At 70.2% G+C, this 22,834-nt stretch carries 24 protein-coding genes and 3 tRNA genes (1 of these 27 only partly in view); 12 read left to right on the top strand and 15 right to left on the bottom strand.

The features are described 5' to 3' along the window. Positions 1-10 precede the first annotated feature (10 nt). The 6 genes from V5F59_RS03825 to V5F59_RS03800 are packed head-to-tail and all read right to left on the bottom strand — an operon-like array spanning position 11 to position 5,417. Entirely contained in the window at positions 11-667 is a 657-nt protein-coding gene (locus tag V5F59_RS03825) for an aspartate/glutamate racemase family protein (protein ID WP_393980380.1), read from the bottom strand. After that, on the bottom strand, positions 664-1,617 hold the full coding sequence (locus V5F59_RS03820; RefSeq protein WP_393980382.1) for a polysaccharide deacetylase family protein: 954 nt from the start codon (positions 1,615-1,617) through the stop codon (positions 664-666). Before V5F59_RS03820 ends, V5F59_RS03825 begins: the two co-directional genes overlap by 4 nt. Continuing rightward, positions 1,617-2,417, bottom strand: coding sequence for an ABC transporter permease (locus tag V5F59_RS03815; RefSeq protein ID WP_393980384.1), 801 nt, complete (start codon positions 2,415-2,417; stop codon positions 1,617-1,619). Before V5F59_RS03815 ends, V5F59_RS03820 begins: the two co-directional genes overlap by 1 nt. Next, positions 2,414-3,247 carry an ABC transporter permease gene (locus V5F59_RS03810; RefSeq protein WP_393980386.1) on the bottom strand — a complete coding sequence of 278 codons (834 nt, stop codon included), beginning with the start codon at positions 3,245-3,247 and terminating at the stop codon, positions 2,414-2,416. The genes V5F59_RS03815 and V5F59_RS03810 overlap by 4 nt, the downstream gene beginning before the upstream one ends. After that, on the bottom strand, positions 3,244-4,359 hold the full coding sequence (locus V5F59_RS03805; protein WP_393980388.1) for an ABC transporter ATP-binding protein: 1,116 nt from the start codon (positions 4,357-4,359) through the stop codon (positions 3,244-3,246). The genes V5F59_RS03810 and V5F59_RS03805 overlap by 4 nt, the downstream gene beginning before the upstream one ends. Before the next feature lie 5 nt (positions 4,360-4,364). Then, positions 4,365-5,417 (bottom strand): ABC transporter substrate-binding protein, encoded by a 1,053-nt coding sequence (locus tag V5F59_RS03800; RefSeq protein ID WP_393980390.1) that lies wholly within the window; start codon positions 5,415-5,417, stop codon positions 4,365-4,367. A 288-nt stretch (positions 5,418-5,705) separates the two neighbouring features. Between V5F59_RS03800 and V5F59_RS03795 the strand changes: the two genes are divergently transcribed. Then, positions 5,706-6,464, top strand: a complete 759-nt coding sequence (locus V5F59_RS03795) for a GntR family transcriptional regulator (protein ID WP_393980392.1) — start codon at positions 5,706-5,708, stop codon at positions 6,462-6,464. 18 nt (positions 6,465-6,482) lie between these two features. Here V5F59_RS03795 and V5F59_RS03790 read toward each other — a convergent pair whose 3' ends face one another. The 4 genes from V5F59_RS03790 to V5F59_RS03775 form a co-directional block, all read right to left on the bottom strand. Then, complete coding sequence (locus V5F59_RS03790; protein ID WP_393980394.1) at positions 6,483-7,640, bottom strand: patatin-like phospholipase family protein; 1,158 nt, start codon at positions 7,638-7,640, stop codon at positions 6,483-6,485. 441 nt (positions 7,641-8,081) lie between these two features. Beyond that, positions 8,082-8,157 (bottom strand) — tRNA-Ala (locus tag V5F59_RS03785). A gap of 59 nt (positions 8,158-8,216) precedes the next feature. Then, a tRNA-Ala gene (locus V5F59_RS03780) sits at positions 8,217-8,292 on the bottom strand. Positions 8,293-8,433: 141 nt separating this feature from the next. Continuing rightward, positions 8,434-8,823 carry a TIGR02300 family protein gene (locus V5F59_RS03775; RefSeq protein WP_393980396.1) on the bottom strand — a complete coding sequence of 130 codons (390 nt, stop codon included), beginning with the start codon at positions 8,821-8,823 and terminating at the stop codon, positions 8,434-8,436. A 184-nt stretch (positions 8,824-9,007) separates the two neighbouring features. Between V5F59_RS03775 and aroA the strand changes: the two genes are divergently transcribed. The 4 genes from aroA to folK all read left to right on the top strand — a co-directional run bounded on the left by aroA (position 9,008) and on the right by folK (position 12,436). Next, complete coding sequence (aroA, locus tag V5F59_RS03770; protein WP_393980398.1) at positions 9,008-10,402, top strand: 3-phosphoshikimate 1-carboxyvinyltransferase; 1,395 nt, start codon at positions 9,008-9,010, stop codon at positions 10,400-10,402. Between the two features lie 8 nt (positions 10,403-10,410). After that, positions 10,411-11,031, top strand: a complete 621-nt coding sequence (locus V5F59_RS03765) for a (d)CMP kinase (RefSeq protein WP_393980453.1) — start codon at positions 10,411-10,413, stop codon at positions 11,029-11,031. An 80-nt stretch (positions 11,032-11,111) separates the two neighbouring features. Further along, the gene (folP, locus tag V5F59_RS03760; RefSeq protein ID WP_393980400.1) at positions 11,112-11,948 is read left to right on the top strand and encodes a dihydropteroate synthase; all 837 of its coding nucleotides are present in this window, start codon (positions 11,112-11,114) and stop codon (positions 11,946-11,948) included. Beyond that, entirely contained in the window at positions 11,945-12,436 is a 492-nt protein-coding gene (gene folK / locus V5F59_RS03755; protein ID WP_393980402.1) for a 2-amino-4-hydroxy-6-hydroxymethyldihydropteridine diphosphokinase, read from the top strand. Before folP ends, folK begins: the two co-directional genes overlap by 4 nt. A gap of 66 nt (positions 12,437-12,502) precedes the next feature. On the opposite strand, the gene V5F59_RS03750 is transcribed toward folK, so the two are convergent. Next, positions 12,503-12,709: a CsbD family protein gene (locus tag V5F59_RS03750; RefSeq protein WP_393980404.1), complete on the bottom strand. Its 207-nt coding sequence runs from the start codon at positions 12,707-12,709 to the stop codon at positions 12,503-12,505. A gap of 269 nt (positions 12,710-12,978) precedes the next feature. Here V5F59_RS03750 and meaB point away from each other — a divergent pair, with 269 nt between their 5' ends. Continuing rightward, positions 12,979-13,989 (top strand): methylmalonyl Co-A mutase-associated GTPase MeaB, encoded by a 1,011-nt coding sequence (meaB, locus tag V5F59_RS03745; protein ID WP_393980406.1) that lies wholly within the window; start codon positions 12,979-12,981, stop codon positions 13,987-13,989. A gap of 7 nt (positions 13,990-13,996) precedes the next feature. Further along, positions 13,997-14,656: a pyroglutamyl-peptidase I gene (locus V5F59_RS03740; protein WP_393980408.1), complete on the top strand. Its 660-nt coding sequence runs from the start codon at positions 13,997-13,999 to the stop codon at positions 14,654-14,656. Here the strand turns inward: V5F59_RS03740 and V5F59_RS03735 are convergent. Next, positions 14,644-15,936 (bottom strand): sensor domain-containing diguanylate cyclase, encoded by a 1,293-nt coding sequence (locus V5F59_RS03735; RefSeq protein ID WP_393980410.1) that lies wholly within the window; start codon positions 15,934-15,936, stop codon positions 14,644-14,646. The genes V5F59_RS03740 and V5F59_RS03735 overlap by 13 nt on opposite strands. 173 nt (positions 15,937-16,109) lie before the next feature. Here V5F59_RS03735 and V5F59_RS03730 point away from each other — a divergent pair, with 173 nt between their 5' ends. The 3 genes from V5F59_RS03730 to V5F59_RS03720 all read left to right on the top strand — a co-directional run bounded on the left by V5F59_RS03730 (position 16,110) and on the right by V5F59_RS03720 (position 19,148). Further along, positions 16,110-17,036, top strand: coding sequence for a sulfite exporter TauE/SafE family protein (locus tag V5F59_RS03730; RefSeq protein WP_393980412.1), 927 nt, complete (start codon positions 16,110-16,112; stop codon positions 17,034-17,036). Then, positions 17,033-17,797: a TIGR02186 family protein gene (locus tag V5F59_RS03725; protein WP_393980414.1), complete on the top strand. Its 765-nt coding sequence runs from the start codon at positions 17,033-17,035 to the stop codon at positions 17,795-17,797. The genes V5F59_RS03730 and V5F59_RS03725 overlap by 4 nt, the downstream gene beginning before the upstream one ends. Before the next feature lie 568 nt (positions 17,798-18,365). Then, positions 18,366-19,148 carry an enoyl-CoA hydratase-related protein gene (locus tag V5F59_RS03720; RefSeq protein ID WP_393980416.1) on the top strand — a complete coding sequence of 261 codons (783 nt, stop codon included), beginning with the start codon at positions 18,366-18,368 and terminating at the stop codon, positions 19,146-19,148. A 46-nt stretch (positions 19,149-19,194) separates the two neighbouring features. Here V5F59_RS03720 and V5F59_RS03715 read toward each other — a convergent pair whose 3' ends face one another. Continuing rightward, complete coding sequence (locus tag V5F59_RS03715) at positions 19,195-19,545, bottom strand: hypothetical protein (protein WP_393980418.1); 351 nt, start codon at positions 19,543-19,545, stop codon at positions 19,195-19,197. A gap of 178 nt (positions 19,546-19,723) precedes the next feature. Between V5F59_RS03715 and V5F59_RS03710 the strand changes: the two genes are divergently transcribed. Then, a tRNA-Gln gene (locus tag V5F59_RS03710) sits at positions 19,724-19,798 on the top strand. A gap of 90 nt (positions 19,799-19,888) precedes the next feature. Beyond that, the gene (locus V5F59_RS03705; RefSeq protein WP_393980455.1) at positions 19,889-20,878 is read left to right on the top strand and encodes an MBL fold metallo-hydrolase; all 990 of its coding nucleotides are present in this window, start codon (positions 19,889-19,891) and stop codon (positions 20,876-20,878) included. Positions 20,879-20,885: 7 nt separating this feature from the next. On the opposite strand, the gene pap is transcribed toward V5F59_RS03705, so the two are convergent. Both pap and V5F59_RS03695 read right to left on the bottom strand, forming a co-directional pair. Next, positions 20,886-22,373, bottom strand: coding sequence for a polyphosphate:AMP phosphotransferase (pap, locus tag V5F59_RS03700; protein WP_393980420.1), 1,488 nt, complete (start codon positions 22,371-22,373; stop codon positions 20,886-20,888). 44 nt (positions 22,374-22,417) lie between these two features. Next, positions 22,418-22,834 carry the 3' portion of a MaoC family dehydratase gene (locus V5F59_RS03695; RefSeq protein WP_393980457.1) on the bottom strand. The gene runs 36 nt beyond the window's last position, so the window shows 417 of its 453 coding nt (coding positions 37-453); its start codon lies beyond the right edge, outside the window; the stop codon is at positions 22,418-22,420.

Raw genomic sequence — 22,834 nt, 5'->3', positions numbered from 1 at the left:
GGACCGCGCTCTACCGCTCCGCGCAGCGGCGCAGGGCAAGACGCACGGCGGCGACCACCGGGTTGATGATGGGGATCGGGAAGCGCGTCTTCAGCACGTCCGCCGCCACCCCCAGCGGCCCGCCGCCGATGATGACGGCGGCCACCTTCGACTGGTCGATGGCCATGCGGCACGCCGCCGCGAGGCTGGCGAGGAGGCGGCCTTCGTCCGCCATCACCGCATGCACGTCGCCCTCGGTGAGCACCACGCCGCGCCACAGGGTCCCGGCACCGCACCGCTCCGCCATGGCGGAGATGGAGGCCGCGAGGTCCGGCGTGGTGGTCACCACGCAGAAGCTCCCGCCCCCATCCATCGCCTCGCGCATGGAGGCCTCGCCGATGCCCGTCACCGGGCAGGCGAGACCCGCCTGGAGCCGCTCCAGACCGGGATCGCCGAAGCCGGCGAGGATGACGCCGTCCGGCGCATCGGCCCGGATCTCGGGGACCAGTTCCGCCACCGCGTCCGCCGCCACCGCGAGGGCCGCCTCGTCGGTGATGAGCGGCAGCCCGCGCGGAGCTGTGCGCCCCGCGATCACGACGCTTTCCGGCGCCGCGCGGCGGGCGATGGCGAGCATGGCCTGCGTGGTCGCGGTGTTGGTGTTGGGGTTGAGGAGGAGAAGGCGGGTCATCTCGCGGCCTTCGCCGCATCGGCGCCCAGCGCCCGACGGATGAGGTCCTCCCGCCCGATGGCCACAAGCCAATGGCGGGCGATGTCCTCCCGCCGGGCAAACCAGACGCCGGCCTTTCCCGCCGCGTGGGCAAGGAAGCGCTCCAGCCCGCCGATCCGGCCCGGCCGGCCGATGATGCGCAGGTGCAGCCCCACCGACATCATGCGCGGCGCCTCCTCACCTTCCTCATAGAGCTTGTCGAACGCATCGATGCAGTAACGGGCGAAGTCGTCGGCGAACACGAAGCCGCCGCCGGGGGAATAGCGCATGTCGTTGGTGTCGAAGGCATAGGGCAGCACCAGGCTGTCCGCGCCGTCCTCCCGCACCAGATAGGGCAAATCGTCGTTATAGGCGTTGGAATCGTAGAGAAAGCCGCCATGCTCGCGCAGCAGCCGCCGGGTGTTCACCGAGGTGGCCGAGCGGGTGTGCCAGCCGCGCGGCGGGGCGCCGGCCGCCGCGGTGATGGCCTCGACGGTGCGGGCGATGGCGGCCCGCTCCTCCTCCTCCGCCATGTGGGCATGGGTCTCCCAGCGCCAGCCGTGCGCCGCCACCTCATGGCCATCGGCGACGCCCTCGCGGGCGATCCACGGGCAGAGGGCGAGCGCCCGGCCGTTGGCGTTCAGCGTCGCGGCGACACCATAGCGCTTCAGCACCGCGCGGATGCGCGGCCAGCCGGCGCGCGGGCCATACTCGAAGTGGGATTCCATGCACAGGTCGCGCGCGCCCACCACCTCGTCCGCCACCTCGTAGACGCCTTCGTTGCGCCCATCGCCGGCACCGAGGGAGAGCTCGGCGCCCTCCTCCACGTTCACCACCACCGAGACGGCGAGCCGCGCGCCGCCCGGCCAGCGCACCGCCGGTGGATGGCCGCCGTAGCCCAGGAAGTCGCGATCGGTGTTCGGCGCGTCCATCACAGGTCCGCCATCCGCCGCAGGCCCACCAGCCGGTCGCCCGCCACCAGCACCAGCACGGCGAAGAGAATGAGGAGCGTGGAGATGGCCGCGATCATCGGATCGGGGCTCTCCTCCACATATTGCAGCATCTTGATGGGCAAGGTCTTGGTCCAGGCGTCGGTGAAGAAGATGGAGATGGGGTAATTGTCCATGGAGGCGAGGAAGGCGAACATGCCCGAGGTGACGAAGGCGGGCGCCAGCGCCGGCACCATCACCCTGGCGACGGCCTTCGGGTAGGACAGGCCCAGCGTGCGCGCCGCGTCGATCAGCGTGAAGTCGAACAGGCTCAGCGCCGCATAGACCGTCCGCACCACGTAAGGCAGCGTGATCACCACATGGGCGAGGACGAGGCTCGTCCACACATGGGTAAGGCCGGCGGCGCGGAAGGCCTCCAGCATGGCGATGCCCAGCACCAGCCCCGGCAGCATCAGCGGCGAGACGAGGAAGGTGACGACGAAATCGCGCCCCGGAAACCGCCCCCGCAGCAGGCCGATGGCCGCCAGCGCCCCCAGCGCCAGCGCCACGAGGGTGGAGAGCGCCGCGAGCTGAACGGAGGTCGCCACCGCCGGCCACAGGTCCCGCGAGCGGCCCATGGCCTCGTACCAGCGCAGCGACCAGCCCGGTGCCGGCAAGGTGAACACCGCGCTCGACCCGAAGGAGACCGCCACCGTCACCGCCAGCGGGGTGAGGAGGAAGACCACGGTGGCCGCCGCGACGATCCAGACCGCGGCATTGGCGATGCGCTCGATCAGGGTCATGAGGCGCCTCCGAACCGGCGCGAGAGGGCGGCGCTTCCCACCACCACGGCCACCGACAGCACCAGCAGCACCACCGCCGTGGTGGAGCCCAGCTGCGCGTTGCGCATGAACAGGAAGGAGCGACCGGTGAGGGTCGCCAGCGTCTGGAAGCGGTCGCCGATGAGCAGGCTCGGCACCACATACATGGAGGTCGCCATGGCGAAGACGAAGGCGATGCCCGTCACGATCCCCGGCAGCGACAGGGGCAGCGCCACCCGGAAGAAGCGGTGGAGCGGCGAGGCGCCGAGCGTCGCCGCCGCCTCGGTGAGGCGCGGGTCGACCAGCTTCAGCACCGAGTAGATGGGAAGGATCATGAAGGGCACGAACACGTTGGCCGCGCCCACCACCAGGCCTGTCTCGGTGAAGAGCAGGCGCTGCGGCTCGTCCCATGCGCCCAGCGCGACGAGAAGCTGGGACACCACCCCGTCGCGCCGGAGCACGATCTGCCAGGCGAAGGCCTTCACCACCACGCCCACCGACAGCGGCAGGATGATCGCCACCAGGATCAGCGCCTGCGCCCAGCCCCGCGCCCGGGCGAGGGCCAGCGCGGTGGGATAGCCGATGACGAGGCACAGGGCCGTGACCGCCGCGGCGACCCGCACCGTGTTGCCCATCACCGTCCACGAGAAGGGGTCGGCGAAGAAAGAGGCGAAGGAAGCGAGCGAAGGCGTGCCGTCCACCATCGCGCTGCGGGCGAGCAGGCCCGCCAGCGGCAGGCCGTAGACGAGGACGAGGTAGGCCACCGCCGGCAACGCCAGCAGGGCCACGGGGTCGAGGCGCGCCCGCGTCATGCCGCGACCCCCAGGTCCGGCAGCGCGTCGGGGGCGGGATAGACGAGGGTGTCCTCCACCGCGAACGAGAGGATGCTCTCATAGCCCGAGGCTGCGCCCGGCGGCAGGTGTGCTGCCTCCACCACGATCTCCGCTCCCTCCGGCGCGTGAAACAGAAGCTGCACCCGCGCGCCCTTGAACACCACGTCGGCGAGCGGGGCGACGATGCGGTTCGCCAAGGCGTTGCCCACCACCATGCGTTCGGGCCGCACCCCCACCAGCACCGGGCTGCCGGGCAGGAAATTCGCCTTCGCCCGCACCTGTCCGACGGCCGTGTCCACCACCACCTCGCCCCCGGCCGCGGCGGACACGTGGCCCGGCAGGCGGGTGGAGAGGCCCACGAAGGAGAAGGCGAAGGCGGTGGCGGGCCGCTCGTAGATCTCTTCCGGCGTGCCGAGATGCTCGATGCGCCCGCCCGCCATCACCGCGATGCGGTCGGACATGGCGAGCGCCTCGTCCTGGTCGTGGGTGACGAAGACCGCGGTGGTGCCCACCTCGCGCAGGATGCGCTTCAGGTCGATCTGCATCGCCTCGCGCAGCTTGCGGTCCAGCGCCGAGAAGGGCTCGTCGAGCAGCAGCAGCTTCGGCCCCACCACCAGCGCACGGGCCACCGCCACCCGCTGCTGCTGGCCGCCGGACAGGGCCTTCACCGAGCGGTCGGCATAGGCCTCCATGCGCACGAGGGAGAGCAGGCGCTCCACCGCCGGGCCGATGCGCGCAGCCGGGACGCCGCGCGCCTTCAGCCCGAAGGCGACATTCGCCCGCACGTCGAGGTGCGGGAACAGGGCATAGCTCTGGAACACCACGCCCACGTCGCGCTTGTGCGGCGGGCGCCGGGTGATGTCCTGCCCGTCCAGCACCACGCGGCCCCGGTCGGGCGCCATGAGGCCGGCGACGATGCGCAGCAGGGTGGTCTTCCCGCAGCCCGAGGGGCCGAGCAGGGAGACGAACTCGCCGCGGGCCATGGACAGGTCCACCCCGTCGAGCACCCGCGCGGCGCCGAAAGTCTTTTCGGCGCCGGAGACGGTGAGGAAGCCGGGCGCGGCGCCCGGCGGGGAGGCTGCGCGCTCCATAGGGATCAGAGCGCCATCTCGCGGTCCCAGCGGGCGACCCAGTTCCCCCGCTCCGCCGCCACGTTCGCCCAGTCGATCTGGATGACCTTGAGGTCCGCCGGCAGGCCGGCGGGCTTCGGCGCCGCCCTGTTGGCGCCGAGCGAGCTCGTGGGGCCCACCAGCTCCGCCTGAAGCGGGGCGGACAGCAGCTCGTTCACATAAGCGAAGGCCAGCTCGCTCTGGGGCGCGCCTTTCACCACCGCGACGCCGGAGGGCATGGCGAACACGCCTTCCTTCGGCGCGGCGATGTCGATGGGGGCGCCGGCGGCCTTGCGCTCGCTGGCGTAGGAGGAGAGCGCGGGGCCGATCATCAGCGCCTCGCCTTGCTCCATCAGGTTATAGGCCTGGGGCATCTGGGTGTAGATGGTGAGGAGGTTCGCCTTGATGGCGGCGAGCCTCTTGAAGCCGGCATCCGGATCCTTCTGCGCCGCCTCGAACGAGGCGCCGGTGGCGAGGTGCGCCGCCATGAAGACCAGCGGGAGGCCTTCCGTGTTCTGCAGGGAGGGAATGATGACCCGGCCCTTGTACTTGGCCTCGAACAGGTCGGCCCAGGAGGTCGGCGGGGTCTTCATGCCCGTCTTGCTGTAGGCGATGCCCAGCCACGGCTGGAGATAATTGGCCCACATGCCGTCCATGTGCACGGCGCCGGGCACGAGGTCCGCGAGGTTCGGCGTGTTGGCCGGCGTGAGCGGATCGAGCAGGCCCTCCTTCACGGCGAGGATCATCACCGGGTCGTCCATCTGGACCACGGAGAGATACTGCGCGCCCTTGTTCTTCTGCATCTTCTCCAGGTTCACGAGGGATTTCGTGCCCTCGAAGATGACCTTCGCCTTGTACTTCTTCTCGAACGCCGGAATGACGATGCCCTCCACCCACGGCTTGTGGCTGGCGGCGCCGCCGACGACGAGCTCCTTCGTCTGGGCACGCAGCACCGAGGGGGCGGCGAGAAGGCCGGCCGCGGCGACGCCGGCCTTCAGCACGGCGCGGCGGGTAGGGGCGCTGTTGCGGATGATGTCCATGGCCAAACCTTTCGCTCTCTCCTGAGCGTCGAAAGACGCGGCCATTCTCTTCGCAACGGGCATGCCAGACGCCCCGCATGGCCCTGATTTTAGATAATCCTTTTTATTCATTGTCTTAGGCCTGATGCGGGAATGGCAGGCCGTCTGACAGGCAGGAACAGATCGGCAAAAATTGTGCACAATAGTCTATCATTTGTGCAACATATGATTTCCGCCCGGACTGGACCCCGGGGTGCTTTCGCCCGATGCTGCGGGGCAAGAAAGCTGCGTCGCCTGCGATTCCACCCCATGGACGAAGAGACCATCCACGCCCTTCTCTCCCGCCTGCTTCTGGCGGGGCGCCTGCCCGGCGGCACCAAGCTGGGCGAGCACCGGCTCGCGGAGATCCTCGGGGTGAGCCGCGAGCGGGTGCGCAAGGTGCTGCACCGGCTCGGGCACGAGCGGCTGATCGAGGTGGTGAAGAACCGCGGCGCCTTCACCCTCGCCCCCGATCCGGGGGAGATCCACCTCATCTTCGAGGCGCGGCGCATTCTGGAAGGCGGCATCGCCGCGCATCTGGCGGATACGCTCACCCAGGAGCAGGTGGAGGCGCTGCGCGACCATATGGAGCGGGAGAGCGAAGCGCTGAAGACCGGCGCCCGCGAGACCTGGCTGAAGCTCTCCGCCGAGTTTCACTTCCTGCTCGCCGCCATGACCGGCAACCCGATCATCCAGCAGCAGGCGCGCGAGCTGGTGGGGCGCACGCGGATGCTGGTCGCCTTCTACGAGAACAGCGCCGGCGCCCAATGCGGCTGCGACGAGCACCGCGCGATCTTCCGGGCCCTGGCGGGCGGTGAGCGCTCGCGGGCCGGCAAAGCCATGGCGACCCACCTCGCCATGGTGGAGACGCGCCTGCGGCCCCTGGCCTGCGTGGATGCCGGGCCACCGCTGGAAACTCTGATCGCGGAATATCGTGCCGAATTGGAAGCGGAGCAGGCGGCCGCCGCCCCTGCCCCGCCCAGCCCGCGCCGCGCGCCCGCCCGCTTCCGTGCCGACGCGGCGACCTGAGGGCGCCGACGCGCCGGGTCAGTCGTCGAAGGGCAGGTCCGGCGGGCCGTCCGGAGGCGGCGCATCGGGCAGGAGGCGGGTGCGCACGCCGGCATCGGCGAAAGCGTAGCCGGCCTCGATCACCGTGCGCTGCTGGTCCCGGTCGAGGGCCTGGAGGCGGGTAGGCGTATCCCGCGCGCGGTCGAGCGCCGCCTTGGACGGCTTCCAGCCATCGTGCTTCGCGAATTTCTCCATGGCCGTGTCGGCGGTCCAGTAGACGCCCCGGCGCTCGGGCAGGCCGTCCGCGAGGATGTGCTGGAAGAGGTCGACGAGGATGCGCTCGCGCCAGTCGACGCCGGCCGCGGTCATGGACATGACCATGGGATAGAGGTGGCCGAAATCGAAATTCCCCGGCTTCGACCGCATGTTGAAGCCGGCGTAGCTGCCGATGATTACGCCGCAGCGCTTCCACACCGTCTCCAGGCCCAGGTTGTCGTAGACGCCGCCATCCACCAGCACCGGGCGGATGCGCAGGGCGGGGTCGTCGAACACGGCGCCCTCCGGCGCTTCCACCTTCTCCTCCAACAGGTCGAGCCGGAGCGGCGCGAGCACCGGCGGGAAGGCGGACGAGGCAGCCACCGCATCCGCCAGCGACACCTTGTGGTCCCGGCACATGATGGCCTTCCAGTCGGCGATGGTGTCCCGCGAGAAGCGAATGAGGCCGCTGGTCTGCAGGTTGGTGGCGTTGAAGACGAAGCGCGGCGCGGCCGGCAGGTCGCGCAGCCGGAAGCCGTCGAAGATGTGGTCGTCATAGAGGCTCGACAGGTAATTGCCGGCCGAGACGAACGGAAGGTAGCCGGCGATGCCGACCTGGATGTCGAGCGTGCGGGACGTGGCCTTGATGCACGGCCGCACGAACACCTCGCGCAGGTTGGTGGCGACATCGTCCACGAAGGTGAGCGTCTTCCAGCCCATGCCCAGGATGCCGGCGCAGATGGACCCGCCGGAGACGGAGGAGATGCGGCTCAGCCGTGGCAGCACCTTCAGCTCGTTGAGGCGGATGATGGCCCCCGCGTGGAACAGGGTGGCGCGGTAGCCCCCGCCCGACAGGCAGAGCCCCACGGCCTTAGGATCGTACCCGTCGTCCGGCTTGCGCTGGAAGAAACCCTCCGCGGCCGATGCCGTCCACAGGTCCATGTCGCCCTCCCTCCGGAAATGGCGGGCCGCGCCAACCGATGGATGCAGGGGCACAGGAGCGGGCGCGGGAGGAACGGACGCAGCAGGACGAGACACCCGTCGGGCCCTCGCGGTCAGGTGGACCGCTGCCCCGGAGGCGACGCGCCGAACGAATCAGATGAGCGGAATCACCCGCCCCCCATTGACCACCCCGCCCGGCCCGATACGGCCCGGCATCACCGACGCCGCACACAACCCTGGACGACAATAGGGAAAGCTTGCGCGCGCAGCATCCCCCGTTTGAGGGAGCGGCGCGATCCCGGCGGACAAGCGGGGCAGCGCAGCTGCAGGGCAACGCTGCGAATCAGCCGACCGGGAGCAGGACGAGATGCGGAAGCCGCGTCTGCGGTCAGCCGGCCGGGTGGGCAATCACAATGCAGGAGGGCGTCAGCGAACCGGATTTGGTGGAGCCAGGCGGAATCGAACCGCCGACCTCTTGAATGCCATTCAAGCGCTCTCCCAACTGAGCTATGGCCCCTCACCGGGCGCGTGGCGCCGGATCGGTATTCGCTGGGAACTTCAAACCTCGATAAAATTTGGTGGAGCCAGGCGGAATCGAACCGCCGACCTCTTGAATGCCATTCAAGCGCTCTCCCAACTGAGCTATGGCCCCACCGGGCCGCGGGCTGCGCCTGATTTCCCCAAGCCGTTGTGCCTGAAGGATTTCTAAGCGCCGGGAAGTCCCGCGGCGGGTTGCCCGGCAGCGCGTGTCCGCCGAGCGAGAGCGGCCTTTAAGCACAGGCCGCGCCGGGTATCAAGCCTCTTCGTCGTCCTCGAGGCCTTCACCGATGAGATCGGAGACGTCGTCCCCATCATCTTCGTCTTCCTCGAGGAAGGCGTCGTCGTCGCCGGCCTCGAGGTCGTCGTCCACATCCACGTCGTCGGCCACCACCTTGGCGGTGCCGGCGGTTTCCTCGTCAGCCTCCTCCAGGCTGATGACCTCGGCCTCCGTCTCCTCGCCGTCCGCCTCTTCGGCGACGGCGCGGGGCTCGGCGCGGCTTGCACCGCGTGCAGCCGGCTCGAAATAGGACCGCGGATAAGATTCGCCCGTGAACGGGGACACGATGGGGTCCTTGTTCAGGTCGTAAAACTTGCGCCCCGTGACAGGACAGATGCGCTTGGTGCCGAGTTCAGGCTTCGCCACGGCAAAGATCCTCGGTAGGGCTGTAAAAGGAGCGTGCTCCATTGGCGCCTGACTCTCCCCCTGTCAAGGGCGATTCGCCGGCTCGTGACGCACGCCGTGGCAGTGTGCTAGACGACCCCACCCGACAAAAACACAGGAATGTCCCGCCAAAAGCGTGGGACCGACTGCCCGAGCGAGGCCCGCCATGACCGCATTGAACAGCCCCAGCGCCGGCGCGTCCGCCGCCGCCAGCCCCGCGGCCGGCCATGGGGAAGGCCCCGCCACGCCCGCCACCGCCCGCCGCTCCGGCGGCCTCGAAGGCCGGGTGCGCGTGCCCGGCGACAAGTCGGTGTCCCACCGCGCCCTCATCTTCGGCATGTTCGCCGAAGGCGTGACCCGTATCACCGGCCTGCTCGAGGGCGAGGACGTGCTCAACACCGCCAAGTCCTGCGCCGCCCTCGGCGCGAAAGTGACGCGGCTGTCCGAGGGCACCTGGGAGGTGGAGGGCGTGGGCGCCCGCGGCCTCTCGACTCCTGCCGCCCCGCTCGACTTCGGCAATTCCGGCACCGGCGTGCGCCTGATGATGGGCGCGGTGGCGGGACAGAATGTCACTGCCACCTTCGACGGCGACGCCTCGCTGCGCCGCCGCCCCATGAAGCGCGTGCTCGATCCGCTCACCGCCATGGGCGCGCAGGTGGCCTCCGCCGCCGAGGGCGGTCGCCTGCCCTTGTCGCTGAAGGGCTCCACCGCCCTCAAGGCCACCACCTACGAGACGCCGATGCCCTCCGCGCAGGTGAAATCCGCCGTGCTGCTGGCCGGGATCGGTGCCGCGGGCGAGACGGTGGTGATCGAGCGGGAGGCCACCCGTGACCACACCGAGCGCATGCTGGAGCATTTCGGCGCCGACATCCGGGTGGAACCCCACGGCGCCCACGGCCGCCGCATCACGTTGAAGGGGCGTCCGGCACTGAAGGCCGCGCCGGTGGATGTGCCGGCCGACCCCTCCTCGGCCGCCTTCCCGCTGGTTGCGGCCCTGATCGTTCCCGGATCGGACATCGTCCTGACGGACGTGATGATGAACCCGCTCCGCACCGGCCTCATCACCACCCTCCTTGAGATGGGCGCCAGCATCGAGGTGGTGGCCGAGCGCACCGAGGGCGGCGAGCGCGTGGCGGATCTGCGCGTGCGCCACTCCCGCCTGAAGGGCGTGGAGGTGCCGCCGGAGCGCGCGCCGGCCATGATCGACGAATATCCCGTCCTCGCCGTGGCCGCAGCCTTCGCAGACGGCGTCACCGCCATGCGGGGCCTCTCCGAGCTGCGCGTGAAGGAGAGCGACCGCCTCGCCGCCGTGGCGGACGGGCTTGCCGCCTGCGGCATCGCCCATGAGGTGAAGGGCGACGATCTCCTCGTCACCGGCGGCGCCACGGTTGGCGGCGGCGGCCCGGTGGCGACCCACATGGACCACCGCATCGCCATGTCCTTCCTGGTGCTGGGCCTTGCCAGCGAAAACGGCGTGAGCGTGGACGACGTGGCCTTCATCGCCACCTCCTTCCCCACCTTCATGCCCATGATGCGCGCTCTCGGCGCGGTCATCGACTGATGCTTGCCGTGATCATCGCCATCGACGGGCCGGCGGCCTCCGGCAAGGGCACGCTGGCGCGCCGGCTCGCCGCCCACTACGGCCTGCCGCACCTCGACACCGGCCTGCTCTACCGGGCGGTAGCGGCCCGCTGCCTCGGCCGGCTGGACGACGAGGCCGCATCCGAGGACGCCGCCCGCACGCTGGACGTGGCCACCCTCGACCCCGAGGCCCTGCGGACCGCGGAGCTGGGCGAGGCCGCCTCGGTGGTGGCGGCGAGGCCGAGCGTGCGCGCCGCGCTGCTCGCCCTCCAGCACCGCTTCGCCGCCCAGCCGGGCGGGGCGGTGCTCGACGGGCGGGACATCGGTACCGTCATCTGCCCCAAGGCGGAGGCGAAGCTGTTCGTCACCGCCACGCCGGAGGTCCGGGCGGCGCGACGCTTCCGCGAGCTGGAGGGCCGCGGCGAGCCCGCGACGTTCGAGGCGGTTCTGGCGGACATCAGGAAGCGGGACGCACGCGATTCGGCCCGCTCGTCCGCCCCTTTGGTGAAGGCGGACGACGCGGTCCTGCTCGACACGTCCACCCTCGACATCCCTTCGGCCTTTGCGGCGGCTCTCTCCATCGTGGAGGCGCGCCGCGCGGGGGGCTGAAGCGCCGGCGGGTGCGCCACCGGCACGGCTTGCCATCCCGGCTCCGGGGCGCTTCATAGGAGACCTTCTGGAAGAGCCCCATGCCCGCAGCCCCCTCCCGCACCCTCCTCGCCCGTGGCCGCGCCATTCCGCTCGGCCCGCGCACCCTCATCATGGGCATCCTCAACGTGACGCCCGATTCCTTCTCCGACGGCGGCCGCAGCGCCGCGCCCGAGGATGCGCTGGCGAATGCCCGTCGCCTGGTCGCCGAGGGGGCGGACATGCTCGACGTGGGGGGCGAATCCACGCGGCCGGGCCACACTCCGGTGGAGGCCGAGGACGAATGGGCCCGCATCGCCCCCGTCATCGGCCCGCTGGCGGCGGAAGCGGGCGTGCCGGTCTCGGTGGACACCTACAAGGCCAGCGTCGCCCGGCGCGCGCTGGAGGCCGGCGCGGTGATCGTCAACGATGTCTGGGGCTTCGCCCGGGATCCGGACATGGCGCAGGTAGTGGCGGACTACGATGCCGCCGCCGTGGTGATGCACAATCGCGACCAGGTGGACGAGAGCCTCGACATCGTCGCCGACATGCTCGCCTTCTTCGAGCGGTCCCTGGAGGCGGCGGACAAGGCGGGGGTGAAGCGCGAGCGCATCGTGCTCGATCCGGGCATCGGCTTCGGCAAGAGCTTCCCGCAGAACCTCTCCGCCGTGCGCCGCCTGGCCGAGCTTCGGGTGCTGGGCCTGCCGCTGCTGCTCGGCACCTCGCGCAAGTCGCTGATCGGCAAGGTGATCGACACCACGCCGGCGGAACGCCTGCCGGGCACTATCGCCTCCAACGTCATCGGCATCATGGCAGGGGTGGAGATCATCCGCGTCCACGACGTGGCCGCCCATGTGCAGGCCGCGCGCGTCACCGAGGCCATCCGGGACGCGTCATGACCATCGCCTATCTCTGCCTCGGCTCCAACGTGGGGGACCGGGCCGCCACCATGGGCCTCGCCCTGGGGGTGCTGGCGCGGGCGGGGCTCACCATCCGCGCCCGCTCCTCACTCTACGAGACCCCGCCCTGGGGGCCGATCCCGCAGGGGCCCTACCTCAACCAGGTTGTGGAGGTGGAAAGCCCGGTGCCGGCCCGCAGCCTGCTGGTCCTCGCCCTGCTGGTGGAACACATGCTGGGGCGCTACCGCCCCAACGAGGTGCGCTTCGGCCCCCGCCGCATCGACATCGACATCCTGCTCTTCGGCACGCAGAAGGTGCAGGAGGAGGATCTGGAGATCCCCCACCCCCGGCTTCTGGAGCGCGCCTTTGCCCTGGTGCCGCTGACGGAGATCGCGCCCGAGATCCGCATCTGCGGCGTGCGCGCGGCCGATGCGCTGGCGGGGCTCGACCAAAGCGGCATCGAGAAGGTCCCCGCCGATCGCGCATGAGAAGGCCCCGCGCCGGAGGGCACGGGGCCGTCGTTGCAGGCGCGCGGCCCACCGGCCGGCGATGCGTCACATGGTCTTGATGTTGGTGGACCAGGTATCCACCCGGCGCTTCACCTCATCCTTGGCGTAACCGTAGCGTTCCTGCAGCTTTCCTTCGAGAACCTTGCGGCTCCCGTTGATCTCCGCAAGGTCGTCGTCGGTCAGCTTGCCCCACTGGGCCTTGAGATTGCCGGTGACCTGCTTCCAATTGCCTTCGATGCGATCCCAATTCATTGCCTGCGTCTCCGTCAATGTGGGAAGATGCACCAACAACGTCCCCTCCACGCATCCGGTTCCGGTGTCTACGGCGCCACACGGAGCCCCTTCTTCAAAGGGGGCGACCTGCGGACAAGATCCGCCTTCCGCGCACTTTTCGCGCGCATGCGCCCATTGAAGGAGCCCGGTATGGTCGAGCCGGCGCGTTTTCTTCACGCGAACCGGTATCCACTTCGCCCGAAAACGCTCTAAATCACCCGGATCGATGAGGGGCTGACGAGGCGGGAATGACGGGCGCACGGCACGGGCACGAGGGCAACGGCAAGCCGGACGACGAGGCGCTGGCCGCGGGCGTGGCGAAAGGCGAGCGCGCCGCGCTGGCGCGGGCGATCACCCTCGTGGAATCCCGCCGCGCGGACCATCGCCGGCGGGCGCAGGCGCTGCTGCAATCGCTGCTGCCGCGCACGGGCGGCGCCTTCCGCGTGGGCATCACCGGCGTGCCGGGGGTGGGCAAGTCCACCACCATCGATGCGCTCGGCACGTACCTTACCGAACAGGGGCACAAGGTGGCGGTGCTGGCGGTGGATCCCTCCTCCACCCGCACCGGCGGCTCCATCCTCGGCGACAAGACGCGCATGTCGCGCCTCTCGGTGGACCGCAACGCCTTCATCCGCCCCTCCCCCTCCAGCGGCACCCTCGGCGGCATCGCCGCCAAGACCCGCGAGACCATGCTGCTGTGCGAGGCCGCCGGGTTCGACGTGGTGCTGGTGGAGACGGTGGGCGTCGGCCAGTCCGAGACGGCGGTGGCGGATCTGACCGACACCTTCCTGGTGCTCATGCTGCCCGGTGCCGGCGACGAGCTGCAGGGCATCAAGAAAGGCGTGCTGGAGCTCGCCGACGTCGTCGCCGTGAACAAGGCGGACGGCGACAACATCACCCGCGCCCGCGCCGCGGCAGGGGAATATCGCGCGGCGCTCCACCTCCTCGGGGCCCGGCTTCCGCACTGGTCGCCGCCGGTGCTCACCTATTCGGCGCTCACGGGAAGCGGCATCCCGCAGGTGTGGGAGCAGGTGGTCCTGCATCGGCAGAAATGCGAGGCCGCCGGCACCTTCGCCGCCACCCGCCAGTCCCAGCAGGTGCGCTGGATGTGGACCCTGCTCAACGAGCGCCTCGCCGAGAAGGTGGCGCACGATCCGGCGGTGAAGGCCCGCCTGCCCGCGCTGGAGCGGGAGGTGGCCGCGGGCACCCTCGCCCCGGCTTTGGCGGCGGCGGAGATCGCCGGCCTCATCGGGCTCTGAGACCGGCATGGCGCCCGCCCCGGCCCGGCCACCGCGCCTGCTCCTGTGCGCCTTCGGCCCATTTCCGGGCGTGCCGGTCAACCCCTCGCAGCAGGCGGTGCGGGACCTGCTGAAGGTGTCTCGTCCCGCCCTCGCCGGCCTCCATATCCGGGGGGAGATCCTGCCGACGCGCTGGGACGCTCTCGCCCGGCTCGACGCCCTGCTGGACGCCTTCGCGCCGGACGGGGTGGTGCTGTTCGGCGTGGCAACGCGGCGGCGGCGCGTCTGCATCGAGACGCGGGCGGTGAACGCCACCCGCGACATTCCCGATGCCGCCCGCCGGCATCCGGCGGCCCGGCGCCTGCGGACCGACGCGCCGGACGCGCTTTTCACGACGGCGGACCCGGCGCGCCTCCTCGCTGCCCTGCGGGCCTTCGGCGTGCCGGCGACAGCCTCGCGCGATGCCGGGCGCTATCTGTGCAACGCCAGCTTCCTCGAGGCCCTCGCCTGGGAGCTGACCCTCCGCAGAGGGGACGGCGGAACGCGCCGCCCCATCCTGTTCGTGCACCTGCCCGGGCGGACGGGGCGGCCGAGCGGTGTCTCCCGCCTGCGCATGGCGCGGGCCCTGTCGGGGCTCGTGGCGACCTTTGCCCATGGCGCAAGGGCAGCCCGCCGTCAGGCCCGCTGAACCTCAATGCGGTCACGCCCCGCATTCTTGGCGCGGTAAAGCGCCTCGTCCGCCTGCCGCATCGCCTCCGCGTGGGCCACCGCGCGCACATCGGCGACGGCGCAGATGCCGACGCTGACGGTGAGGGGCGCCAGATCCGGATGGATCCGGACCCACGGCTCGGTGCGCAGCACGCGGCGGATGCTCTGGGCGACCGCGACCGCCTCCTCCGCCGTGGCGTTGGGGAGCAGCAGCGTGAATTCCTCGCCCCCATGGCGCGCCGCAAGGTCGCTGGATCGCGTGACGGCGGTGCGCACCGCCGAGGCGACCCACCTCAGGCACTCGTCGCCGGCCGCATGGCCGAAGCAGTCGTTCACCCGCTTGAAGTGGTCGAGGTCCATGACCATCACCGCCGCCGGCGTGCCCGCCTCGGCGCAGCGCCGCCACTCCGCAGCGAGCACCTCATCGAAGTGCCGGCGGTTGGCAAGGCCCGTGAGCACGTCCGTGGCAGCGATGGCGGAAAGCTCGCCGAGCGCGCGCTTCAGGTCCGCCTGCTGGCGCTTCAATTCGGTGATGTCGGCATGGGTGAAATAGCCGATGCCCGCGGCCGAGCGGCGGGCGATCACGCGCCGCCAGCGGCCGCCGGGCAGCGCCACCTCGAACGGAGCGCCGGCGAAATGCAGGGCGTCGCGCACGAAGCCATCGGTCCGCCGCTCCGGCTGCGGGACCCTTGCCCAGGCCGCCCCCACCACGTCCTCAAGGGTTGAGCCGATGACCGCGACGCCGGCCGGCACGTCATAGAGCGCGCGGAACTCGTCGTTGGTGGCGATGATGCGGTCGTGCTGGTCGAGCACCGTCGCCCCGTCGGCGATGTGGTCGAGCAGATCGATGGGGAAGGTGTCCCAGCCGGCGTTGTGGGGGCGGCCCGGGGCCTCCTCGTCCAGTTGCCGCCAGATCCGGGCGCGGCACCCGTCCGGCGCCGGCAGGGAGGCGACACGCAGGCGGCGGCCGAGGTGCAGGAAGACGAAGGGGCGGGCCTGCGCCCGGTGCCGGGCAATGCCTTCCTCCACATAACGATCGAGGCTGCGCAGTTCCTCCCCGGCCAGCCGCGCCGCGTAGAAGCGGCGCAGGTTCTCCCGATACGGCTCGCCCGCGTGGACATGGCCGGCATGCTCCGGAAAGAAGCGCAGGAAGGTGTCGTTCCAGAGAAGGGTGCGATCCTCCGCATCGAAAAGGCAGAAGCCCAATTCGAGCGAATCGAGAAGCGTCCCGATGAATGCGTAGACGTCGGAAGCCGTCACCCGCCACCTCGCGCGACTGGAGGTGCATTGAAGCATCAACCGAAAGCCTGCTCAACCGCTTGGCGGGAGCAACGCTCGCGGCGCGAACGAGAGTTCTTCTATAAACGGGCTATGGCTTTTCTCACCGCGCCGGGCCCTCTATAGCGGCGGTGAACGTCCCGGAAAGCCCCCGCGTGACCATCTACCTTCCCATCGCCGAGCTTCCGGTCGCCATCTTCTCGCTCTTCGCCATGGGCCTCGCGGTGGGGTTCATCTCGGGGATGTTCGGGGTGGGCGGCGGCTTCCTGATGACGCCGCTGCTCATCTTCACGGGCGTGCCGCCGGCGGTGGCGGTGGCGAGCGTCTCGCCCTACATGGCCGCCTCCTCCTTCTCCGGCGCCCTGTCCTACTGGCGCAAGGGGATGGTGGACATGCCGCTGGCCGGCGCGTTGCTCTGCGGCGGCCTCATCGGCACGCTCGCCGGGGTGATGCTGTTCCTGTTCCTCAGGGTCATCGGGCAGGTCGATCTCTTCATCCGCATTTCCTACACGCTGCTGCTCGGCACCATCGGCACGCTCATGCTGGTGGAGAGCCTGCGGGCCATCCGCCGCACGGCGAAGGGGCGGCCCGCGGTGGTGCGGCGCCCCGGCACCCGGGCCTGGTTCATGCGCCTGCCGCTGAAGATGCGCTTTCGCCGCTCGCGCATCTATGTGTCGGTGCTGCCGGTGGTGATCATCGGCTTCACCATCGGCCTGCTGGGCGCGGTGCTGGGCGTGGGCGGCGGCTTCATCCTCGTGCCGGCGCTCATCTATCTCCTCAAGGTGCCGACCCAGACCGCGGTGGGAACCTCCCTCGTGCTCACTCTCGTCACCATGGCGGCGGCGACCGTGCTCCATGCCGAGGCGAACGGCACCGTGGACGTGGTGCTCGCCCTGGTGCTGATGGTGGGCGGCACCATGGGCGCCCAGTTCGGAGCGCGCACCGGCCAGTCCCTGCGGGCGGAGCACCTGCGCCTGCTGCTCGGCCTGCTGGTGCTGGCGGTGGCGGTGCGGGTGGCGGGCGAGCTCGTCACCCGCCCGGCGGACACCTTCGCCGTGTCCACGGTGGAGAAGGTGCGATGAAGGCGCGCGCCGCCGCCTTTCTCCTCGCCCTGTGCTGCGGCTGCGGGATGGCGCGGGCCGACCGGCTGGTCGTGTCCGTGTCGCAGGAGAAGGTGCGCATCACCTCCGGCTTCGCGGGGGCGGACCTCGTGGTGTTCGGCGTCGCCGATCCGGACGATGCCGCCGACGGGAGCCCCGACGTGGTGGTGACCGTGCGCGGGCCGAGCCAGACCTTCACCACCTGGCGCAAGACGCGCCTTCTGGGGCTGTGGGTGAATTCGGACAGCCGCACCTTCCTCGAGGTGCCGTCCTTCCTCGATATCCTCACCAGCCGCCCGCCGGAGGAGATGGCCGATGCCGATGCCCTGCGGCTCGGCCAGATCGGCCTTGCCCGTGTCCTGCTGAAGCAGAGGATCGGCACCGACTATGCGGACGTCGTGCCCGCCGACCCGTTCCGCGCCGCCTTCCTGCGCATCCAGCAGGCCCAGGGCCTCTACCGGGAGGACACGCGCGGGGTGTCCTTCATCGCCCCCCATGTGTTCCGCGCCGAGGTCGCCATTCCCGGCACGGCCCCCCTCGGGCGCTACGAGGTGGAGGTGAAGCTGCTGCGCGGCGGCCGGCTCACCGCCTCCGCCGCCACCGCCTTCGACGTGCAGAAGACGGGGTTCGAACAGAAGATCGCAGAATTCTCGCAGCGAAGCGGCCTGCTTTATGGTCTCGCCGTCGCCCTCGGCAGTCTCGCCATTGGATTTATTGGCAACCTGCTATTCAGAAAGGAGTGAACGAACTCAACCGGAACGGAGCGGCTACATACTTACCGCTACGTAAATACCCTCTTCAAGCAGCAAGCTATTACCAGCTGCGCAGGGGAAATGACACTGAGGCACACATTTTCCTTGAATGCGCCATCGTCAGGCGCCACACACACAATTGTGAATCCTGTCAGGTGAGAAGCGAGTACGGCCACAGTCCCTGCTCCTGCTCCCGGCGAGCTTCGGGTGCCAAGCCCTGACCGGCGCCCGTTGGGGCCGGGGTGGCACCTTTGGTGCCGCCCCGGCGTCCGCCTCCACCCCTGCATGCCGGCGCGCCCCTTCGTCCCCTGGCCGGCCCGGCTTGCGGCGGGCTTTCAGCCATCCCTGCCCCCTCTCGTCGTGTCGAAGCGTTTTCTTCACGCGAACCGGTTTCCACTTCGCTCGAAAACCCTCTAGACCGGTCGGCGACGTTCGGGCATCGCGCGCCGGGGCATGAGGCTGGCGCGCACGCGGCACGCACCGCCGGGAGCCGGTTGGGCACGCGCCGCCTTTTTCATGGAAGCCGGCGCCTGCGCCGGCGCGATCCGGGGAGGACAATGTGGCCGGCAGCATCGCCATTAGCGTGGAAGGCGGCATCGCCCGCCTCGTCCTGACCAATCCCGAGCGGCGCAACGCCATCTCGGCCGGCATGTGGCGCGCGATCAGCGCCTTCGCCCAGGATGCGGCGCGGCGCACGGACATCCGGGTAGCGCTGCTGAGGGGCGACGGGGACCTGGCCTTTTCCGGCGGTGCCGACATTTCCGATTTCGATTCCGCCCGCTCGGATGCCTCCGGCGCGCAGAGTTACGACGACCTGGTGGAGCAGGCCTGCTCGGCGCTGGAAGGCCTCGCCTTCCCGACGGTCGCGCTGGTGAAGGGGGCCTGCGTGGGCGCCGGCGCCGCTCTGGCTGCGAGCTGCGACATGCGCGTCGCGGCGGAGGATGCCTTCTTCGCCATCCCCGCGGCGCGCCTCGGCCTCGGCTATGACCCGCGCGGCCTCGGCCGCATCCTCAGGGTGTTTGGCAGCCAGGGGGCCCGCCAGCTCTTCTTCACGGCCGATCGCGTGTCCGCTGCACGGGCGCACACTCTGGGCGCCGTGGATGCTCTCGCCCCGGCCATGGATGTGGATGCCGCCGCCGAGCGCCTGCTCCAGCGCATCGCCGAGAACGCGCCCCTGACACTGAAGGCCGCGAAGCTCGCCATCCGCGCGACGGAAACGGGGGCCGGAAGCCTGCTCGGCGAGGCCCGGCGCGCCACCACCGTCGCCAACGCCAGCGCAGACTACGGTGAAGGGCGCCGCGCCTTCAGCGAAAAGCGGGCGCCCCGCTTCACCGGCAGCTGAGCCGCGGCGTCACCGATCAGGGGGTGTCCCTCTGATCGGATCGCCCCTAGGTGCCCTTCGCCTTCAGGCGCTGGTTGCAGGCGCTCCAGTATTTCGGCCAAGTCTGGCCGGCGGGGATCTTTCCGGCCGTCTTGGCGGCCCGCCATTCGGCGCCGCACGCCTTCTGGCGCTCACGCAGGGCCTGCTGCCCGGGCGTGGGTGTCTTGGGCGTTCCGGTCGCCGGCGTCTGGGCCGTCCCGGGCGCCGGCTTGGTGGCGGCAGGTGCCGTCGCCGCAGGCTTTGTCGCCGGGGTCGTCGTGGAAGGGGCAGCCGGAGCGGTGCTCGACTGGGCGAAAGCAGACACGCCCGGCAGCGCCAGGGCGAAAGCGGCACCAAGGACAAGGATGCGCAAGGACATTGCGCTGGCCTCCAGGGATCGCCGCACCTCGACGCGCGGCAGTCTTGGAAGGAGTCGGGCTCGACTCCAACGCGCAGGAGCATGCCAGCACAGCCAGGGTCCGGCAATAGACCCGCGCCGCATCGCCGGCCGCGTTGGACAGAAGCCCAACACGCGGCTATATGGTCCGCCGCCGCGTTGGGGCGTAGCCAAGTGGTAAGGCAGGGGATTTTGATTCCCCCATTCCCTGGTTCGAATCCAGGCGCCCCAGCCACCTCCCGGCCTTCGGCGTTTCCGCTCTGATCGCGCCTTGGTGGCGCGGAGCAGGCGTTGCCGCACGCGGGGGGCGCGCTACAGTGTGGCCATGCCCCGCCCCTACCACACCGGCGCGCCCACAGATCATTTCGACGGGACGCGCTTCTTCAATCCGGATCACCCGTCCACGGACAAGAACCTCGGCGACCTCTGGCGCTGGCGGCGACAGCGCCGCACCCGCGCCGGCTGGCCGGCGACCGCGCCCCTGCCCGCGCGGATCGACGCGCCTCCGGCCGCGGTGACGTCCGGCCTCAGGGTGACCATGGTGGGCCATGCCACGCTGCTCATCCAGGTCGCCGGGCTCAACATCCTCACCGATCCCGTCTGGTCTGAGCGCGCGAGTCCCCTGCCCTTCCTGGGTCCCCGGCGCTTCAACGCACCCGGCATCTCCTTCTCCGCCCTGCCGAAGATCGACGTGGTGCTGATCTCCCACAGCCATTACGACCATCTGGACCTGCCGACCCTTGCCCGGCTGTGGCGGGCGCATCGCCCGCGCCTTCTCGCGCCCCTCGGCAACGAGGTGCCGATCCGCCGGCGGCTGCCCGAGGCCCGGGTAGAGACGGGAGACTGGGGCGCGCGTTTTGCCTTGTCGGACCACGTCGCGGCCACCATCCATCCGGCCTATCACTGGTCCGCCCGCTCCTTGAACGACCGGCGCCTCGCCCTGTGGGGCGGCTTCGTGCTGGAGACGCCGGAGGGCGTCCTCTATTTCGCAGGTGACACCGCCTACGGGTCCGGCGAGATCTTTCGCGTTTTGCGCCGCATGTTCGGGGCGCCGCGGCTCGCGCTGCTCCCTATCGGCGCCTATGAGCCGCGCTGGTTCATGGCGGGCCAGCACACCAATCCGGAAGATGCCGTGCGCATCCTGGACGATATCGGCGCCGAACAGGCCCTCGGCATCCATTGGGGCACGTTCCGCCTGACGGACGAGGCACAGGACGCACCGAAGCTCGCCCTGGCCGATGCGCTCGCCGCCGCCGGCGTCGCCGCCGGACGCTTCCTGCCCCTGCATCCGGGCGAGGTGTGGCAGGCCGCCTGAATGGCCTCTATCCCAACGCCTCCTCGAGACTGTCGGCGATGGTGCGCAGCACCTTCACCCGGGCGAAATGCTTGTCCTCGGCTTCCACCAGGGTCCACGGCGCCGAGCGGGTGGAGGTGCGATCCACCATCTCGGTGACGGCCGCTTCATAGAGCGGCCACTTCTCGCGGTTGCGCCAGTCTTCCGGGGTCAGCTTGAAGCGCTTGTAGGCGATGGTTTCGCGCTCCTCGAAGCGGCGGGCCTGCTCCGCCTGGCTGATGGCCAGCCAGAACTTCGCCACCACATAGCCGGCGCGCCTGAGATGCGCCTCGAAATCGTTGATCTCGCCATAGGCCCGGCCCCAGTCGTCCGGACCGCAGAGGCCCTCGACGCGTTCCACCAGCACCCGGCCATACCAGGAACGATCGAAGATCACGGTGCGCCCGTGTTGCGGCACGTGCCGCCAGAAGCGCCAGAGATAGGGCCGCGCCCGCTCCTCGTCGGTGGGGGCGGCGATGGCGTGGACACGGAAGCGCCGCGGGTCCAGAGCCTGGCGCAGGCGCATGATGGTGGAGCTCTTGCCCGCCGCGTCCGATCCCTCGAAGGCGATCACCAGCCCCGCCCGGTCGAACGCCGACGTGTTGGTAAGGCGGGTGATGCGGCTCTGCTCCCATTCGAGCTCGCGCGCATAGTCCGCATCCGGCAGGCGCTTCGACAGGTCGAGGGTCGACAGGATGGAGAAGGGCGGAAGGGCGCCGGGCACTCGTGTCGGGTTTGGCGGCAGCGGCTGGGGGGCCGGCTCCGGCTCCTGCGCCATGGCGCGCAGCTTTTCCAGCAACAGGCTGCCGGCCATGGCGTCGCGATAGTCGCCGTCGGCGGCGGGAACCACGTGCCAGGGCGAGAATTCCGTGGAGGTGGCCCGCGCCGCCTCTTCCGTCGCCACGTCGAGGCGCTCGCGCGCGTGGGCGCTCTCCAGCTCGGCCCATTCGCGCACCACCGGCCGCTGGTAGGCCCCCTTGCTGAGGGCGTTCAGGCGGCGCCGCGCCTCCTGCGGGTCAAGGTAAAGCCAGATCTTCAGAAGGCTGACGCCCTCGGCATGGAGCATCGCCTCGAAGCGCTGGATCTCATCGAGCATGGAGCTGAACGCCGCCCGCCCCGATTGCCCCAGCGCCCGCTTGCACAGGGGCGCGTGGTACCAGGAGCCGAGCATGATGCCGACCTGCCCGAACGGCGGCAGCTCCCGCCAGTACTTCCACATGGGCGGACGGTCTTCCGTCGCGCACGGCATGTCGAAGGTGAGCGTCTGCAGCTTGCGGACGTCCAGCCATCCATAAAGGCGGTTGAGCACCGCGCCCTTGCCGGCGCCGTCAGGCCCGTGGATCAGGACGATGAGGCTGCGGCGCTTCTGGTCGATGAGCTGGAATTGCGCATTGAGGAGATCCTCGCGCAGGCTGGGCTCCAGCGCCTTGAAGGCCGCCTTGTCCAGCCGATGCTCAAACTTGGCCGATTCGAACATGCTGCCCCTCGCGAACATCCGCGCGGGGCAGCCTGCCTTTCCCTTCAGGCCGAAGCAACCTTCTGTACGCCGGACGAAGGCACCTTCACCCACGCCTCGCCGTCCAGCACCACCTCGCCCTTGACGCTGCAGATGCAGGAGAGCTTCGCCCGGTGGCGTTCAGGAATGAGCTCCACGACCTTGACCTCCACCTCCACCGTGTCGTCGATGCGAACCGGAGCGCGGAAATTCAGCGTCTGGGAAATGTAAATCGCACCCGGGCCGGGAAGGCGGGTGCCGAGCACGGCCGAAATCAGGCTCGCCGTGTAGAGGCCGTGGGCGATGCGCCCGCCGAAGGGGGTCTTTGCCGCGAAGTGCTGCGACAAGTGGATCGGGTTTCGGTCGCCCGTCAGTTCGGCAAAGCCGACGATGTCCGAGGACGACACGGTCTTCGACATGCGCTCGATGCGCCCGACCGTGAG

The sequence above is a fragment of the Xanthobacter nonsaccharivorans genome (assembly GCF_043194755.2).
GTDB classification, from domain to species: Bacteria; Pseudomonadota; Alphaproteobacteria; order Rhizobiales; family Xanthobacteraceae; genus Xanthobacter; species Xanthobacter autotrophicus_G.
This window is presented reverse-complemented; position numbering and strand designations above follow the sequence as displayed.

What these genes read in the sequence shown, in the direction of transcription:
- V5F59_RS03825 (WP_393980380.1), bottom strand. Translation starts at nt 667, where the DNA reads ATGACCCGCCTTCTCCTCCTCAACCCCAACACCAACACCGCGACCACG.
- V5F59_RS03820 (WP_393980382.1), bottom strand. Translation starts at nt 1,617, where the DNA reads ATGGACGCGCCGAACACCGATCGCGACTTCCTGGGCTACGGCGGCCAT.
- V5F59_RS03815 (WP_393980384.1), bottom strand. Translation starts at nt 2,417, where the DNA reads ATGACCCTGATCGAGCGCATCGCCAATGCCGCGGTCTGGATCGTCGCG.
- V5F59_RS03810 (WP_393980386.1), bottom strand. Translation starts at nt 3,247, where the DNA reads ATGACGCGGGCGCGCCTCGACCCCGTGGCCCTGCTGGCGTTGCCGGCG.
- V5F59_RS03805 (WP_393980388.1), bottom strand. Translation starts at nt 4,359, where the DNA reads ATGGAGCGCGCAGCCTCCCCGCCGGGCGCCGCGCCCGGCTTCCTCACC.
- V5F59_RS03800 (WP_393980390.1), bottom strand. Translation starts at nt 5,417, where the DNA reads ATGGACATCATCCGCAACAGCGCCCCTACCCGCCGCGCCGTGCTGAAG.
- V5F59_RS03795 (WP_393980392.1), top strand. Translation starts at nt 5,706, where the DNA reads ATGGACGAAGAGACCATCCACGCCCTTCTCTCCCGCCTGCTTCTGGCG.
- V5F59_RS03790 (WP_393980394.1), bottom strand. Translation starts at nt 7,640, where the DNA reads ATGGACCTGTGGACGGCATCGGCCGCGGAGGGTTTCTTCCAGCGCAAG.
- aroA (WP_393980398.1), top strand. Translation starts at nt 9,008, where the DNA reads ATGACCGCATTGAACAGCCCCAGCGCCGGCGCGTCCGCCGCCGCCAGC.
- folP (WP_393980400.1), top strand. Translation starts at nt 11,112, where the DNA reads ATGCCCGCAGCCCCCTCCCGCACCCTCCTCGCCCGTGGCCGCGCCATT.
- folK (WP_393980402.1), top strand. Translation starts at nt 11,945, where the DNA reads ATGACCATCGCCTATCTCTGCCTCGGCTCCAACGTGGGGGACCGGGCC.
- V5F59_RS03750 (WP_393980404.1), bottom strand. Translation starts at nt 12,709, where the DNA reads ATGAATTGGGATCGCATCGAAGGCAATTGGAAGCAGGTCACCGGCAAT.
- meaB (WP_393980406.1), top strand. Translation starts at nt 12,979, where the DNA reads ATGACGGGCGCACGGCACGGGCACGAGGGCAACGGCAAGCCGGACGAC.
- V5F59_RS03740 (WP_393980408.1), top strand. Translation starts at nt 13,997, where the DNA reads ATGGCGCCCGCCCCGGCCCGGCCACCGCGCCTGCTCCTGTGCGCCTTC.
- V5F59_RS03725 (WP_393980414.1), top strand. Translation starts at nt 17,033, where the DNA reads ATGAAGGCGCGCGCCGCCGCCTTTCTCCTCGCCCTGTGCTGCGGCTGC.
- V5F59_RS03715 (WP_393980418.1), bottom strand. Translation starts at nt 19,545, where the DNA reads ATGTCCTTGCGCATCCTTGTCCTTGGTGCCGCTTTCGCCCTGGCGCTG.
- V5F59_RS03705 (WP_393980455.1), top strand. Translation starts at nt 19,889, where the DNA reads ATGCCCCGCCCCTACCACACCGGCGCGCCCACAGATCATTTCGACGGG.
- pap (WP_393980420.1), bottom strand. Translation starts at nt 22,373, where the DNA reads ATGTTCGAATCGGCCAAGTTTGAGCATCGGCTGGACAAGGCGGCCTTC.